This window comes from Glaciecola sp. XM2, assembly GCF_018595715.1.
Taxonomy (GTDB): domain Bacteria; phylum Pseudomonadota; class Gammaproteobacteria; order Enterobacterales; family Alteromonadaceae; genus Glaciecola.
In genome coordinates this window covers 438,607-454,004 of sequence record NZ_JAHEOJ010000014.1, presented here as the reverse complement: position 1 = coordinate 454,004, position 15,398 = coordinate 438,607, and the positions used below count along the sequence as shown (strand labels likewise).

The following is a 15,398-nucleotide window of genomic DNA, read 5'->3' as shown; positions in this document are numbered from 1 at the left end:
TTAGTAGATATGAATATATAGCGAATATGTTTCGAGACGACTTTCCGTTTTTTCACTCACAAAGCATCACATATTTAGATAGTGCTGCGACAACGCAGCGCTTAGGGGCGGTTATTGATACCGTAAACACCTTTGCTCGCGACCAAAATGCAAGCGTACACCGTTCGGCTTACCCTCTTGCTAATGAGGCGACGGGGCTCTTTGAGCAAAGCCGTGCATCCATCGCTAAATTAATACATGCTAAGGTCAGTGATGAAGTGGTGTTTACCTCTGGCGCAACAGAAAGTCTCAACATGATTGCTAACGGCATACAGCCGAGCATGCTATCGGGCAATGTATTGTTGCTCTGCGCAAGTGAGCATCATGCCAATATCTTGCCCTGGCAAAAACTAGCGGCTCGTCTAAACCTATCGATTCGCATCCTTGAGCTTGGCCCTAATGGTCGTTTTACAGAGGAAACACTCACCGAATGGCTCAGTATCATCAATGATGACGTTGCGCTTATTGCCTGCGCTCATGCCTCTAATGTTTTGGGCAATATCTACCCCATTGACGCGATTTGTCGCAAAGCGCGAGAGGTTAGTGCGCTTTCGGTCATCGATGGGACACAAGCCATCGCGCATATGCAAGTTGATGTGCAAAAGCTAGGCTGTGATTTTTATGTGTTCAGTGGGCATAAAATGTATGGCCCGACGGGCATTGGCGTGATGTGGGGTAAGTATGAGCATCTTGAAAAGCTAGAGGCGACTAAGCTAGGCGGTGAAATGGTGAATCATGTCACTTATGAAAGTTATACCACCGAAGCACCGCCGCTGAAGTTTGAAGCCGGTACACCTAATATTATGGGTGCAATTGGGCTTTTCTCGGCGGCCCAATACTTCGGTCATCAATTAGAGCAGATCGTCGCGCACGAGCATGCATTATATACGTGGCTATCCCACAAGATGGCGAACATCGATGGTATAACGGTTTATGGCAATATTGATAACAGCATATCGGTGTTAAGTTTCCGTTTTGATAGTCTCGATAACCACAGTGCAGCGCTCATGCTGTATCAAAAAGGCTTTGCGCTTCGCTTCGGCCAGCATTGCGCGATGCCATTATTGGATAGCTTGGGCATTGATGCGTGTTTGCGAGTGTCTATTGGGTGTTATAACACGGCCTCAGAGCTTGAGCGGTTTGTTGATGCAGTCAATGAGATTATAACGCCTGAAGGTAGCACCTTCGAGCATCAAGTGGCCTCAGAGCAATCTGCGCCTATAGAAGAACCGCATGGTGCTTGGGAACAGGCGCTTTTTGGCGCTACATCATGGGCTGAAACTCATCGTCAGCTGTTATTGCTCTCCAAGCAATTACCACTACTTTGTGAGGCTCAAAGACACGATCTCAATCGTGTTGAGGGCTGTGAAGCGAGCGTGTGGCTAGATAAACAGCCTAGGCATAACGATGGACACCTTCGCGGATATTCTGACAGCAAGGTTGTGCGTGGCTTAATGACGGTACTGTTGCTCAAGCATCATCAAAACCTAGGTCTTGCAGTGCCGATACAGGCGAACGAGTTTGACTTTGAGGCGTATTTAGCAGACTTAGGCTTAAGTAGTTACTTTAGCGAAGGGCGCAAGGATGGCATGAAAGCACTGATTCAGCGCATACAGGCCATCGGTTAAGCTTATTCTTTGTTGATATTCGCGTTTTTTGCGGCAATCCATTGACTCATATATTTATGACTCTGTAAGCTGTGGTGCATCACCATTTGCTGCATAAAGTTTTCAGTGCGATGCTTGGATCTATTCTCAAACGCATCGCTTAGTCCATCCAATAACTTTTGAGCGTTACGCGCAGAGTCGAAGTTGCGCGTAATAATCGCTTCACAGTCGTCAATCGTCGGCCCTTGTGACTGATAAAAATCAACCGCTGCCTTGACAAAACTTTCTTCATTATCGGTCACCGCGCCAGGCCACGTTTCATGGTCTATGCCTTCAACCCCGATGGGGGTAGTGACGCTAGGTAGAGAGCAGCGCAAGGCATCGACAAGTTTGCCTTTAACACCGGCACCAAACTGCAAAGGCGCTAGTAACACGCAAGCATGGGATAACACGTTGATGTGATTTTCAGCATAGCCTTGCATGTGTAATCCATTTTGAGGCTGATGCTGAGCTTTTATTTTAGGGGGCATATACGCGCCATACACATAGCAGTTAGCATCAGGGAGCTGTTTTCGAATTTTCGGCCAAATATGGTGAATTAAAATATTCACCGCATCTATATTGGGCGCGTGACGAAAGTTTCCTATGCTCACGAAACCCTCACGCTCGCTTGGCTGTAATAAAGGCGTATCATCTACAATAAAAGGAATGCACCTGACTTGCTGTGGCCTTACGGCAAAATGTGACGTCAATAACTGCGCTTCAAAAGACGATAACGTAAGGGTTAAGTCACAGCGATAGATACTCGCTAATTCTCGTGCCGTTATCTCATTGTGCAGATAGCTTGATTGCTCTGGGGCTATAATGAATTCTGAGCTGAGATACTGTGCATGTTTAGGTTGATATCCACTGGCTTTATAGTAACGATGACGCGCTTGCCTTAAAAAATGAAGGTCTTCGCAGTCAAGTACTCGCAGCGCATCGGGTAACGCACGAGCGACTCGCCATCCAAACTGTTCTTCTGTCAGAAATCGGTCGAAAATGACAATGTCGGGTTGCAGTTGCGTTATCCAGCGGTCAAAACTATCATTATTTAACTCAATGGCATGGGTTTGCACTGCCCATTGGTTAAGATCGGTTGTTAAATCGCTCGCGCTAGCGGCACTCGCAAAATGCACAGGGTATTGAGCGGCTGTTAATGTCTTCATATAGCTTATAATGTTTTGACTGGCCGCGGTCGCAGTGATCTCAGGCCAGACAAATCCAATAACAAGAATAACAGGGGGTGTGCTCATGGGATGTTTTATTTCAACTATCAACGGCAGCAATGCTGCGGGGCTTATAACAGGAGAATACTCTTGAGCGCTACCTTACCACATCATAATGCACATCACATTGTCTTTGGGGCAGGCCTCATTGGTTGCTATGTTGGTGGGAATCTAGTGCTAGCGCAACAAAAGGTTAGCCTCATTGGCCGGCCTACTTTTTTAAAGCAACTTAATACGCATTTTGAACTGGCTGATTATTTAGGTCATAAGCAAAGTGTTTCTCCCATACCCGAGCTGTTTGACGTGCAACAGGCGCACGCCAAGGCGCTTAAGGCAGATGTATTATGGATTACGGTTAAATGCACCGCGTTGAACGAGGCGATGTCTGATATTCGAGACTTGGTAACGAAAAATACGCTGATTATTTGTTGCCAAAATGGCGTAGGTAATCATAACGTAGTTGAAAATGCTTTCCCCCACAATCAGGTGATAAGAGCAATGGTCCCTTTTAATGTCGTCAATGATGGTAAGGGAACGTTTCATCGTGGCTCCCAAGGGAATATGACCTTAGAGGTAGTGGCCAGCGCTGAAGAAACAACGAAGTGGTTAGCTAGACAATTAAATAGCGACTTATTACCCGTAAGCATCACCTACCATATGACCGCCTTGCAATGGGCAAAAATGCAGCTAAATTTAAGTAATGCGGTTAATGCCATGGCCGACATACCGGTCAAAGAAATGTTACAAACGCGCCTATACCGCCAATTCATTAGCCTGTTGATGGATGAACTGCTGCTGGTGACGACAAAACAGAAAATAAAACTACCGAAAATCGCAAATTTGCCGAATAAGTGGATACCAAAGGTATTAAGACTGCCTAATAGTATCTTTGCTTTAGTCGCGCAAAAAATGATTGCGGTCGACCCTAAAGTGAAGCTGTCTATGTGGTGGGATCTTGATCAAGGGCGCAAGACTGAAGTGGACTTCATTAACGGCAAGGTCGTGGATAAGGCACACCAGTTGGACATTTCGGCGCCTGCAAATGAATGGATGCTTGCTTTGATACATGACGCAGAACAAGGGAAACGTTTGTCTGCAGAGCAGTTTAAAGCGGCGGTAGCAGAATTTCTGCACAATCGTAATTAAAGAAAGTACTTGGTACTTTCTTGTCACATAAAAAGGCTTTTATGAACGCATTAGAGTACTCACAAAAAGCAGCTGAGTTGTTTGCCATCCCAGAGACCGCAACTCAAATCAAGCGCCTGTCTGATTCAGGTAAAGCTAGCGTGCAAGATATTTCCAGCATTGTGATGTTAGATCCAGGTCTAACCGCGCAAATACTCAAACTTGCAAACAGTTCTATTTATCGCTTTTCGCGCAAAATTGAAACCATTGATAGGGCCATACAAGTCATCGGCGTTCGCGCAGTTTATGATTACGCCCTCGTATTCAGCGTCGCTAACATGCTGAATAAAGAACAGTCTCAGTCCATTGATGTAGAAAAATATTGGATGCAGAGCCTAGCCTGTGCGTTCATGGGTAAGCATATTGCAAGAATGTGTGGTGAGCGAGATGTTCATCGTGTGGTAACCAGTGGATTGCTCAACAACGTTGGGCTTTTGGCGGTGCTGCGTGTGACACCTAATCTTGTGCGAGATTGTGAGCGCTTTGGCACATCCGTTAAGCCTAAACAAAGTCAACAAGAAGCCCTTGGCTTTACGTTTGCAGAAATATCCGCATCTTTGCTGCAAAGATGGTTACTCCCAGATTCTATCGTTTCAACAGTCGCTATGCAGCATCATGACGATGCGCCATCTGTTACTATGGAAAGTCAAATTATGCAGCTCGCGTATGAGTTGTCCCTCGTTTTAACGTATCCAGATTATTACAACATTGAACGACATGTGCCTAGCTTTCTTTATCAAAGCTTAGATATTACTGCAGAGGCATTGTTTAATATGTTTGATACGGTGACAGAGGAGTGCCACGACACGCTAAAGTTGTTCGACAAGCAGTCGACAGAGGCAGCTTAGCCTCTGGACAAAATTGATGAGGGGCGGTCGTTTTAATCAAACACCGCAACTGTTTGGCGAGACAAAGCAATGACTTCGCCATGCGCATCCCAAATCGTTGCCTCGGTATGACCATACCCATCGGCTGCTTGTCGTGTATCCGCCTTGTATGCAAACCAATCCGTTGGCAACAGTTCGCGGTGCGGGTGAATAAATTCCAAATTCCAAGAAACCGTACTCGCAGGTGCTGGCCAGCGCAATTGCTGTAGTAATGTAGGTGGCCATGCATCGATAAGCGATACAATGTGCGCGTCGGTAATCTCAGCAGGTGGCTTTTTAAAGCGCATCCATCCATAGTATTTAGCATCTTTCTTACCCGTGAAGGGAAGACCACCGCTTTGCACTTCTAACTGAAAATGTTTTAAAAATTTAGGCGTGATTTTAGGCACCTGAGGAATGAAGTTTCCTTTTTTGGGTGCGTCTAGCATATGTTGCTCGTTGTTCACTACCCCAGACTTAGACACTCTGGCTTTTGCAAAGCACATTTGCACCACTACTGCATTTTTTCCGTCCTGCACAGCGCGAGCTTGAAGCTGAGAGACGTTTTTACCCTCTCGCACCATCTCAACAGTGATGCTAAAAGGTGTTTGTGACATTAATGGTCCAACAAAGTTGGTCGTCATGGATCTAAGTAATCTATCAGGCTCTACATAATGTTTGGTAGATGCATATAGCATTGCGGCAGATAAGCCACCGTATACCGTTCTTCCCTGAGACCATTCTTTAGGGATGGTGACTTCTATATCGTTGTAATCTCGGTGAGTAGCCGCAAGGCTCAGTAAAGCATCTATATCCATAAAACCATCTAAACAAGAGGTACGATGAGTTGATTGTCGCGCATTAGTCCTTGGGATTGCAAATTAATTTTATGTAAGCGGAGGGGGGGCGCTAACGTCAGTAAAGACGTTAGCGCGCGGTAGTTGTTAGTAGATAAGCGCTTGAATGATGTTGCGAGGCTGATTTTGGGCTTGCTGTCTTAAGATCTCAAGCTCCTGTTCATTGGCAAAGTGAGCGTCCCAGTGCTCCAGTTTAGGCTGCATTAACTTAAACCATAGCGGCGGTATCAATACCACAGCAATGGTAGAGATATAGCCACTGATCATCACTGGAGCATCCTCCATCGGTTGAAGCTTATTAAAGGGCACTGCACCTTGCGCATGGTGATGGCTATGGCGGGGAAGGTTAAACATAGCCCAACAGCTTATTTTACGATTTGAATTCCATGAATGCTTGGGCTCGACCCTTTGTTTGGGGTCACGAACAAGTCCATAGTGCTCCATGTAGTTTACAATTTCTAATATCACCTTAGCGGCAATGCCAATCGCGATAAAGAAAATTAATCCTTGCCAACTGGCAATCGCCACCGCAATTAACATCCACATGACTGACATCAACCACCCACGTAGATATTGATTGTGAATACTGATAATAGGCAGGTTTTTGCGGCTCAACCGCTTTTTCTCTATCGCCCAGGCAGATTGATTGGTGCCTATGATAGCTCTAACGATGTGCGAGTAGACATGTCTGCCACGAGGTGCGGTCACTGGGTCGTCAGCGGTTGCTACTTTTGCATGGTGGTTAAATACATGCTCAATAGAGAAGTTAGCGTCAAAGCTCATTGACATCAGCCAACGACCAGTGGTTACTGCTGTTTTGCTGTATAGACGGTGGACCAGTTCGTGCCCAACTACCGTGCCAGCGCCACTGAGTAAGAAACCACAAAACAATACAGCGATAACTAGTTGCCACCACGTGGTCGCTTCTTTTGCGGCGATAAAGTCATAGCCAACGAGGCTTGATAACTGCGCAATGCCGTACCATTCGAATGGGGTGACTAGCCACATGCAGATAGTGAATATCAATATGGACACTGGTAGTGCACTATATAACAGCAGGTCTAATATTTTTGTGTGTTTAAGCGTTGGTGTTGTCAAATCGTCGCCTAAAAATGCATCCCCAAGCACATAAATCCCAACAAAGGTGAGAAACCCTAGCCAGATAAAGTGCCCGGCAAATAAGAGGCAAACACAACCGATAATGATGGTGAGAAAATAATGAAAAAACTTTAAGTAGTGAAACATTTTTACAACTCCTGTTTTGATGAGCTTAGAATGACATCAAGTATCCAAGGGAGTGAGTGCAGAAAATGACAACTAACAGTCATTTATTGCCAAATCGTATTTTTTAACATACTGTGTTGAACAATTATCATTTTTGCCGCTAAGCAGTTGTATGTCAGTTAAGCAAATCCCCGTTTTTTATTTTGGCCATTTATTTTCTGTGCTAAACGATCACTCTGTGCCTCTAGATGGTTGGCTCAAAGAGCACAACCTGAATAAAAACAAGCTATTACAGCCCGGGGCGAATATTAGCACCGAGCAATTTGACGCATTGGTGAGGGAGGTGTTGCGTAAGACCGAGTTGCAGCATCTTGGGTTATTGGTGGGGCAGCGTTTGCATATTGCGCATCACGGCGCCTTTGGCCTTGGCATTTTGAACTGCAAAAACATACGTCAAATGATTAAATTTGTGCAGTCATATTTAGTTATTCGGATTCCGTTTATCGAAATCTCAGTGTACGAAGAAGAAAATGAGCTGGTGGTGCTGGCAAACGACGCACATTGGCAGGATGAATTACACCGTTTTATGATTGAGGCGGTGAGTATGGCGATGTTGAATTTATTTTTATCGTTAAAACAACGCCACCCATACATTCAGCTTAAACGCTTGTTCTTCGATTTTGATGAGCCTGAACATCACCATAAATATCAAATCTTTTCGCCAGCTAAGATTGAGTTCAACCATGGGTTTAGTGGTTTGGCGTTTGATCTAAAGTGGGCAGATTATCCGATAGAAGATACTGATCCAACAAGTCTTGCTCAAGCTCGTCAAATATGTGAGCTCGAAAAGCAGCAGTTATCTCAGAACATGAGCGTCGCTGGCCGCGTTAGGCAAATTATTATGGCGAACAGCAGTGAATACCCAAATCTGCAAACGGTGGCCAATGCACTTCATGTCAGTCCGCGTACGCTGCATCGTGAATTAAATAAAGAAAATACGAGTTTCAAAGATGTGGTCGAACAATTTCAAGCGAAAAAAGCACGGGAGTATTTACTCGCTTATGGTTACCCCGTGAATAAAGTGGCTGGCCTTCTTGGCTATTCAGACAGTGCAAATTTTCGGCGTGCCTTTAAGCGTTGGTACGGCTGTGCGCCATCTGAGCTTCAGCAGCAGGAGCAATCATAATGTCTGACAGCAAATTAGTTGTACATTTTGCCCATGCAAATGGCTTCCCGTCGGGTAGTTATCGTCAATTATTCTCTTATTTGCACGATAGTGTGGATGTGTTCGCACTAGATAAGTTTTCACACAACCCTAAATACCCTATTGATGACAACTGGCATAACCCGGTTGCTGAGCTCATTGATTATGTAGAGAGCGCAAGTAAGGGGCCAGTGGTTGCCATTGGTCATTCTTTTGGTGGTGTGATTTCGTATATTGCTTGCTGTAAAAGACCTGATTTGTTTTGTGGTTTAATCATGTTAGATCCCCCCTTGATTACTGGGTTAGCACGACATGTATTTCGTTTTGCGAAAAAAAACACCCTCATCAATAAAGTCACCCCGGCTAAAAAGACCAGCATCAGAAAGGAGCGATGGCACAAAGACGAGGATTTAGTGGCTTACTTCTCTGCTAGAGCCTTGTTTAAAAACATGGATAAGCGCTGTATTGAGGATTATATCGACAGCGTGACGCACCTAAAGGAGAACGAGCGCAGACTTATTTTCCAGCGCGATATTGAAGCGAATATCTTTCGCACTATTCCACATAATCTCCCTGACTATTATGGACAGCTAGAGTGCCCTGCAAGCCTAATCACCGCGCGGTATACCGATGTTTGTGTACCAAGACTTAGAAATCGATTTCTCAAAGCAAACCCCACCATACAGCATAAAGAGGTTGGGCAGGGGGCTCACATGTTCCCGCTTGAGCATCCTAAGCTTGTTGCCCATACGATTAATGACACATTAAAAGAGTGGGGAATGATTTTATAATATCTGCTGTTAGCAAATTCTTTGCTTTGAATTAGCTTAGTACCTCAGTTCTCTCGACCCGTCTGCGGTCAATCGATGGCGTTTGAGAGACTTTTTCGTGCCAAATTTTGAAAAATGCTTTGGTGATCTGCTGACGCAGTTCAATGCTTTGCTCAATTGGACAAAAAATATCAACAGCAATGCACACTTTCGCAAACTGGTTTGTATCCACTGAAAAATGCGGCTCCGTTGGGATAAATTCAACATCCAGTCGTTTCTCAATTACGCCTTTGTAGCGCTCTGCGACATCGATGAAATCCTTGCAAAACTCAATAGCTTCCTTTCTAAGCTCTTCAACCACCGGGAAGACATCAATTGTGGGCTCACAGGTCAACGTAAAGCTACTTAAGGTGTAGCGACGCAAAAAGTTGAGGTTGCGAACGGGTTTTAACAGTATTTGATGGTTAGGAATAAATAAGTGTTTGCCGGTATAGCTATTAGAATGAAGATCAACTTCTAACAAAGTAAGTTTCGTCCAGTCGGCTGCGATCACTTCACCGACGCCTTCATTAATTTGAATCCAGTCACCAATGCGAAATGGACGAGCACTGACGTAATAAAAATAGCCTAAGTAACATTGCAGATACTCTTTGGTCGCAAACACAATGGCGAACATAAAAGCGGCAATAGAAAACGCAAAGGACTGGATTTCAGTGGCCCACAGCAACACTAAAATAAACACTAAACTAATGTTGAGTGTATTGCGCATAGTGTTAACGGTAGAACGATAGCCCAGCTTTTTGCGCTTACTTCTATTTATAATGGTGCGCCTGAGCAAGGATTTTATGAGCCCAACGCCTATTATCAAGCCAATACTGATAAGGCCTTTTTCAATGTTTGGGTCGGCTAAATACTCGGCAAATATGCTCATTTCGATCCTTTTATGGGTTTGCGCATAGAAATATTATCGATATTCAATAAGGATCCTAACGTTTATCTATTACTATTTATATAGCTTCGACATATTCTCTTTAATTAAATTCTCTCAGATTAGCCTTGTGTCATGAAGATAAGTACACGTCTTGGCGTGATATTAATTGCCAATAAATTAAGTGATGTATTGTTGTCTGCAAAAACCACGCTTCCGGTATTACTGACATCTGCAGGTGCACCAGGGTGGATGTCGCAGCTATTGGTGCCCATAAGAGAGTCAGGTGCTTTGTTACCACAAATGGCATATGCCTATGTCTTGCGCAATCACACCCGACGTGACAGAGCCTGGCAATTAAGCATGTTTGTGCAATTTATTGGCGGTATTACCATGGTTGCCTGTGGATTAAGCCTTGAGGGCACATCAGCAGGCGTGGGGATTTTGTTTGGCTTAGTGTGTATGAGCCTCTCTAGAGCGCTCTCGTCTTTGACGATGAAGGATATCCAAGGTAAGCATATTGATAAAGGCAACAGGGGGCGTTTAATTGGTGGTGCTTCAACCTTGTCGAGCTTGATTAGCATAGGCGTGGCGCTGATTGCTTTTGTGGGCGATAGCAAAATTAATGCGAATCAGTTGATCATCGTCGCCAGTGTTGCTTTGTTGAGTAAGCTTTTATGCATGTATTTGATGCGCCCTGTTAAAACAGAAGTGGATACTTCTGAGCGTCAGGTACAAAAAGGCCTCTATATCGACAAGGTGTTGGTAAAGTTTGTCTTGGTCAGAAGCCTTTTGGCCCACACCGCGCTAGTCGCGCCGCTATTTATTTTATCTTACGACGGTAACCTAGCAGGTGCGCTAGCATACTTTATTGTTGCGCAAGCCCTAGCGAGTTTTGTGTCTTCATATTTATGGGGTTGGCTAGCTGATGTAAGTGCGCTTTGGTGCATGCGTATTGGCGTCAGTGTTGCTACTTTCGCTGGCCTTACATTACTTTTCACGCCTGCCTACCTATCGTCGTTTGATACCAACATTGGCTTTATTGCTGCTTTATATTTTATCTTAAGTATTGGCCACGAAGGCGTTCGTACTGGTCGTAAGATATATGGCGTGGACATTGCCACTGAGCAGCATCGCACCGAGTTTGTTGCGAGCGCTAATACCATCGTGGGCGGGGCAATAATAGTCTTAGGAAGTATGTATTCGTTGATAAGCGCGTATTCGTCTCAGTTGAGTCTGAGCCTTATGTTACTGGCAATGACCGCGGGTGCGCTAGGGTCATTTTTGCTTAAGAAAGAAAAGTAAGACTGATGCTATTGACTGGAGGTATTAACTAATGAGATACAAATCTAAAAACTAGATGCGTTTTCATTGGCTTTTTCGAATTCTTTGAAAAACGATACAACAACGCACAAGATGAAATAAAGCATCGGAATTATTAGCGCTTATTGAAGTAGTTGGCGGGCAAGGTGGTGATGGAGACCTTGTCGACGTCGTTGGTGTGGACGCTTCCAACGGTGGAACTCTGATTGCGCCAGCAGGTGTTTGGGTTAACCTGTCTGGTTGTAGGATAGTTGATGGTTTGGGGCAGATTTGTAGTGAGGATACTGGTGACTGTCTTACTGTTAGCGCAAAATACATAGAGTGTTGAGATACAGCGTATTTTGTTAGCGCGCTCATGAGTAATTTGCTTCGTTAGTGATATCGAAGCAAATCATTTTTTTAGAATAAAGCTACCTATAGCTATTACAACCCTAGTTGGATAGGGCCGTTCCACTTTTACTCGCATTGGCACGCTGCAGTTTTGCGCTGATATCATTGCCAATGTGTACGAGCTTTTGAAAATCAACGCCGGTATCAATATCCATATTTGCAAGCATGTAGATTAAGTCTTCGCTCGCTAAATTGCCCGATGCACCTTTTGCGTATGGGCAACCGCCAAGACCAGCAACTGAGCTGTCAAAACTACTAATGCCATTTTGCAACCCAACCAGAACGTTGGCAAGGGCTTGTCCATAGGTGTCGTGCATGTGCATCGCAATGCGCTGGGCAGAAATTCTGCTAAGCAACAAGTTTAATAACTGTGCGGTCTTTTTGGGTGTTCCCACGCCGATGGTGTCGCCTATGGATATTTCGTAACAGCCCATCGATAAGAGGGTTTCGCTCACGTCAAGCACTGCCTGTGGCGCAATTTCGCCCTCATACGGACAGCCTAATACGCATGAAACATATCCTCGCACCTTAATACCCGCTGCTTTTGCGGCTTCGATAACAGGAGTAAAGCGCTGCAAACTCTCATCGATACTGCAATTGATGTTCTTTTGTGAAAAAGACTCAGATGCCGCGCCAAATATAGCCACTTCGTTTGCATTAGCGGCTAACGCGCCTTCAAAACCGCGCATGTTTGGCGTAAGCGCACTGTAGATAACATCGTTTTTGCGGGTTATTTGATCAAGTACTTGATCAGAATTCGCCATTTGCGGCACCCATTGAGGTGATACAAAACTACCGGCTTCAATTCGCTTAAGCCCCGTACTGGATAAGGCATCAATCAACGCGACTTTATCCTCTACGGTCAGTGGCGTTTTTTCATTTTGCAGACCGTCTCTAGGCCCAACTTCCACTATACTCGCGGTGCTGGGTACGTCTAATATAAAGCTCATAGCATTTACTCACTTTCTAGAGGAGCAAGTTCAAGAAGGGTAGCACCACCGTCTACTCTGTCACCTGCTTTGAAGAAACATTCTACAACCGTGGCATCAAACGGGGCTTTGAGGCTGTGTTCCATTTTCATTGCCTCGACAATGGCAATGGCATCGCCTTTGGCAACTGTTTGACCGCTGTGCACTAAAATATCGACGACCGTTCCGTTCATCGGCGCAGCAATGGCACCGGCGGTCTGGGCATGTTCATCATCGTCAAAATCATGTATTGGTAGCGTGACTTTGATAAGCCCACTGCCAGTAAAGATATTGAGTTCGTTTTCAGCAAAAACATAGCGGCTGTGTATGTTGTGCATATTCACTTGAACGCTGGCGCTTGAATCGTTAAGACTACCTTTACACACATGTTGCTCATCGCCTATTTTTATAGACCATGCATTAGGACCAACACGCTGTGCATTTAGGTTGAATTCCTGCTCGCCTATGGCAAAGCTAACTTGTGTTTGCTGCGGATGATTTACCCGAAACCCGCTTAGGTCTGAGAACGCCGTAGCGTTAGCCGGTGTTGATTGATTGCTTTGTAACATGATAAACGCAATGAGTGCCTGATGCGAAGCCGAGGTTTGAATATTGCTCGCAGCGAGGAGGTCATTATGACGGTCTACAAAATCCGTGGTTAATTGCGCTTGAATAAAAGGCTCGCTTTGGGCGACGCGTAACAGGTAGTCAATATTCGTGGTCACCCCAACAATATGGTAATCGTGAAGTGCACTCACCAGCTTTGCTAAAGCTTGTTGACGGTCATTGCCGTGTACAATCAGTTTGGCAATCATCGGGTCATAGTAGATGGATACTTCATCACCTTGCACTACGCCGGTATCCACACGGATATCTTCGCCCGTTGGCGGGTTTAAGTAATGTAAGGTACCAGTGGCAGGCAAAAAGTCATTGTCTGGGTCTTCTGCGTACACGCGGGCTTCAAACGCATGACCGCTTAAGGTCAGTTCGTGTTGTTGCTTGGGCAGTGGCAAGTTATTAGCCACTTGAATTTGCCATGCGACAAGGTCCTCGCCCGTAATCATTTCCGTGACTGGGTGTTCTACCTGCAGGCGAGTATTCATTTCCATGAAGTAAAATTGCCCGTCACTGTCAAATAAAAACTCAACGGTTCCAGCTCCGCTGTAGGATATCGCGTGCGCCGCTTTTAGCGCAGACTCACCCATTTGCTCGCGAATGCTTTGTGGCATATTCGGCGCCGGCGCTTCTTCAATGATTTTTTGGTGACGACGCTGAACGCTGCAGTCTCGTTCAAACAAATAAACCCCATTACCGTGATTGTCGCAAAACACTTGAATTTCAACGTGACGAGGCTCGGTGAGGTACTTTTCTATCAACATGTGTTGATCACCAAAACTTGCTTGAGCTTCGCGTTTTGCAGCGTTTAGAGCAGCGTGGAACTCATCATCACTCCATACTTGACGCATTCCCTTACCACCGCCGCCTGCTGCTGCTTTTAGCAATACCGGATAGCCCATGTCGCGAGCCTGTTGATGCAAAAATTCAGGGTCTTGATTGTCGCCATGATAGCCAGGAACAAGCGGCACGCCGGCCTTTTCCATGATAGATTTAGCAGCAGACTTTGAGCCCATTGCGCTTATGGCGTCTGGACTTGGGCCGATGAACGCAATATTGTTGTCGGCGCACGCCTTTGAAAATTCAGCATTCTCAGACAAAAAGCCATAGCCCGGGTGGATGGCGTCTACATTAAGACTCTTGGCTAATTCTAAAATGAGATCAGCTTTGAGATAACTATCACTTGCTGGCGCTGGGCCAAGTAGCACGCCCTCATCTGCCATTTTAACATGCTGTGAGTGTGCATCTGCTTCGGAGTAGACCGCGACGGTGCGTATTCCCATTTTTTTCGCAGTGCGGATCACGCGGCAGGCTATTTCACCACGATTGGCAATTAAGATTTTATTAATCATTATCAGCTATCCAATTGGGTTTGCGTTTATTTAAAAAGGCGTTTAATCCTTCTTGGCCCTCTTGTGACACGCGAATTTGTGCAATTTGTTCGGTGGTGTAGTCAATTAACTCGGTGTCTATGGGCCTTGTGCTCACATAAGACGCCAATGCCTTTGCTTGGCTTACTGCAGTCGGTCCATTTTTCAGCAATGCTTTAATGATGGTGTCGATGGTGGTATCGAGGTCTTCTTCGCTGACCGTTTCGTTAAGCAAGCCAAGACGTCGTGCTCGTCGAGAGGAAATCACTTCAGCGGTCATAAACAAGCGCTTTGCTTCTCTTAAACCAATCGCTTGAATAACATAAGGTGAGATGGTCGCTGGAATGAGGCCCAACTTGACTTCACTTAAGCAAAATTTACTCAAGCGCGAGCCAATGGCCATATCACAGCAGGCTACCAAGCCCACAGCGCCGCCAAAAGCGGCCCCTTGCACGCGAGCAATAGTTGGCTTGCTAAGGGAGTATAGCTTGTTCAGCATTTTGGCTAACTCACCTGCGTCTTGCTTGTTTTGCTCGTACGCATAAGTCGCCATTTTTTGCATCCAGTTTAAATCCGCACCGGCGCTAAACGATTTACCTTTTGCTTGCAAGATCATCACGCGTACATCGTCATTTTGATCGACACTGTCAAAAATTTCGATTAATTGCGCGATGGTATTTTCATCAAACGCATTATGTACGTCTGGACGATTAAGGGTTACGCGGGCAACTCCCTGCTTATCAATCTCTAATTCTACGTTGTGCATATCTTTTATTAGTATCCG

13 protein-coding genes are annotated in these 15,398 nt (G+C 45.3%); 6 read left to right on the top strand and 7 right to left on the bottom strand.

Annotated features, from left to right (window positions below):
• Positions 1-26 precede the first annotated feature (26 nt).
• The gene (locus KJ365_RS02515; protein WP_214450027.1) at positions 27-1,667 is read left to right on the top strand and encodes an aminotransferase class V-fold PLP-dependent enzyme; all 1,641 of its coding nucleotides are present in this window, start codon (positions 27-29) and stop codon (positions 1,665-1,667) included.
• Positions 1,668-1,669: 2 nt separating this feature from the next.
• Here the strand turns inward: KJ365_RS02515 and KJ365_RS02510 are convergent, their stop codons facing one another.
• On the bottom strand, positions 1,670-2,941 hold the full coding sequence (locus KJ365_RS02510) for a glycosyltransferase (RefSeq protein WP_214450026.1): 1,272 nt from the start codon (positions 2,939-2,941) through the stop codon (positions 1,670-1,672).
• 63 nt (positions 2,942-3,004) lie between these two features.
• Between KJ365_RS02510 and KJ365_RS02505 the strand changes: the two genes are divergently transcribed.
• On the top strand, positions 3,005-4,060 hold the full coding sequence (locus KJ365_RS02505) for a 2-dehydropantoate 2-reductase (protein WP_214450025.1): 1,056 nt from the start codon (positions 3,005-3,007) through the stop codon (positions 4,058-4,060).
• A gap of 41 nt (positions 4,061-4,101) precedes the next feature.
• On the top strand, positions 4,102-4,947 hold the full coding sequence (locus tag KJ365_RS02500) for an HDOD domain-containing protein (protein ID WP_214450024.1): 846 nt from the start codon (positions 4,102-4,104) through the stop codon (positions 4,945-4,947).
• Between the two features lie 32 nt (positions 4,948-4,979).
• Here the strand turns inward: KJ365_RS02500 and KJ365_RS02495 are convergent, their stop codons facing one another.
• Positions 4,980-5,783: an acyl-CoA thioesterase gene (locus tag KJ365_RS02495; RefSeq protein ID WP_214450023.1), complete on the bottom strand. Its 804-nt coding sequence runs from the start codon at positions 5,781-5,783 to the stop codon at positions 4,980-4,982.
• A 126-nt stretch (positions 5,784-5,909) separates the two neighbouring features.
• The gene (locus KJ365_RS02490; RefSeq protein WP_214450022.1) at positions 5,910-7,067 is read right to left on the bottom strand and encodes an alkane 1-monooxygenase; all 1,158 of its coding nucleotides are present in this window, start codon (positions 7,065-7,067) and stop codon (positions 5,910-5,912) included.
• A gap of 151 nt (positions 7,068-7,218) precedes the next feature.
• Between KJ365_RS02490 and KJ365_RS02485 the strand changes: the two genes are divergently transcribed.
• Complete coding sequence (locus KJ365_RS02485; protein ID WP_214450021.1) at positions 7,219-8,232, top strand: AraC family transcriptional regulator; 1,014 nt, start codon at positions 7,219-7,221, stop codon at positions 8,230-8,232.
• Positions 8,232-9,041, top strand: coding sequence for an alpha/beta fold hydrolase (locus tag KJ365_RS02480; protein ID WP_250883974.1), 810 nt, complete (start codon positions 8,232-8,234; stop codon positions 9,039-9,041). The genes KJ365_RS02485 and KJ365_RS02480 overlap by 1 nt, the downstream gene beginning before the upstream one ends.
• A gap of 31 nt (positions 9,042-9,072) precedes the next feature.
• Here the strand turns inward: KJ365_RS02480 and KJ365_RS02475 are convergent, their stop codons facing one another.
• Positions 9,073-9,951, bottom strand: coding sequence for a mechanosensitive ion channel family protein (locus KJ365_RS02475; RefSeq protein WP_214450020.1), 879 nt, complete (start codon positions 9,949-9,951; stop codon positions 9,073-9,075).
• Positions 9,952-10,083: 132 nt separating this feature from the next.
• Here KJ365_RS02475 and KJ365_RS02470 point away from each other — a divergent pair, with 132 nt between their 5' ends.
• Positions 10,084-11,253 (top strand): MFS transporter, encoded by a 1,170-nt coding sequence (locus tag KJ365_RS02470; RefSeq protein ID WP_214450019.1) that lies wholly within the window; start codon positions 10,084-10,086, stop codon positions 11,251-11,253.
• Positions 11,254-11,702: 449 nt separating this feature from the next.
• Here KJ365_RS02470 and KJ365_RS02465 read toward each other — a convergent pair whose 3' ends face one another.
• The 3 genes from KJ365_RS02465 to KJ365_RS02455 are packed head-to-tail and all read right to left on the bottom strand — an operon-like array spanning position 11,703 to position 15,380.
• Positions 11,703-12,611, bottom strand: coding sequence for a hydroxymethylglutaryl-CoA lyase (locus tag KJ365_RS02465; protein WP_214450018.1), 909 nt, complete (start codon positions 12,609-12,611; stop codon positions 11,703-11,705).
• Positions 12,612-12,616: 5 nt separating this feature from the next.
• On the bottom strand, positions 12,617-14,596 hold the full coding sequence (locus tag KJ365_RS02460) for an acetyl/propionyl/methylcrotonyl-CoA carboxylase subunit alpha (protein ID WP_214450017.1): 1,980 nt from the start codon (positions 14,594-14,596) through the stop codon (positions 12,617-12,619).
• Positions 14,589-15,380, bottom strand: a complete 792-nt coding sequence (locus KJ365_RS02455; protein ID WP_214450016.1) for an enoyl-CoA hydratase/isomerase family protein — start codon at positions 15,378-15,380, stop codon at positions 14,589-14,591. The genes KJ365_RS02460 and KJ365_RS02455 overlap by 8 nt, the downstream gene beginning before the upstream one ends.
• Between the last annotated feature and the right edge of the window lie 18 nt (positions 15,381-15,398).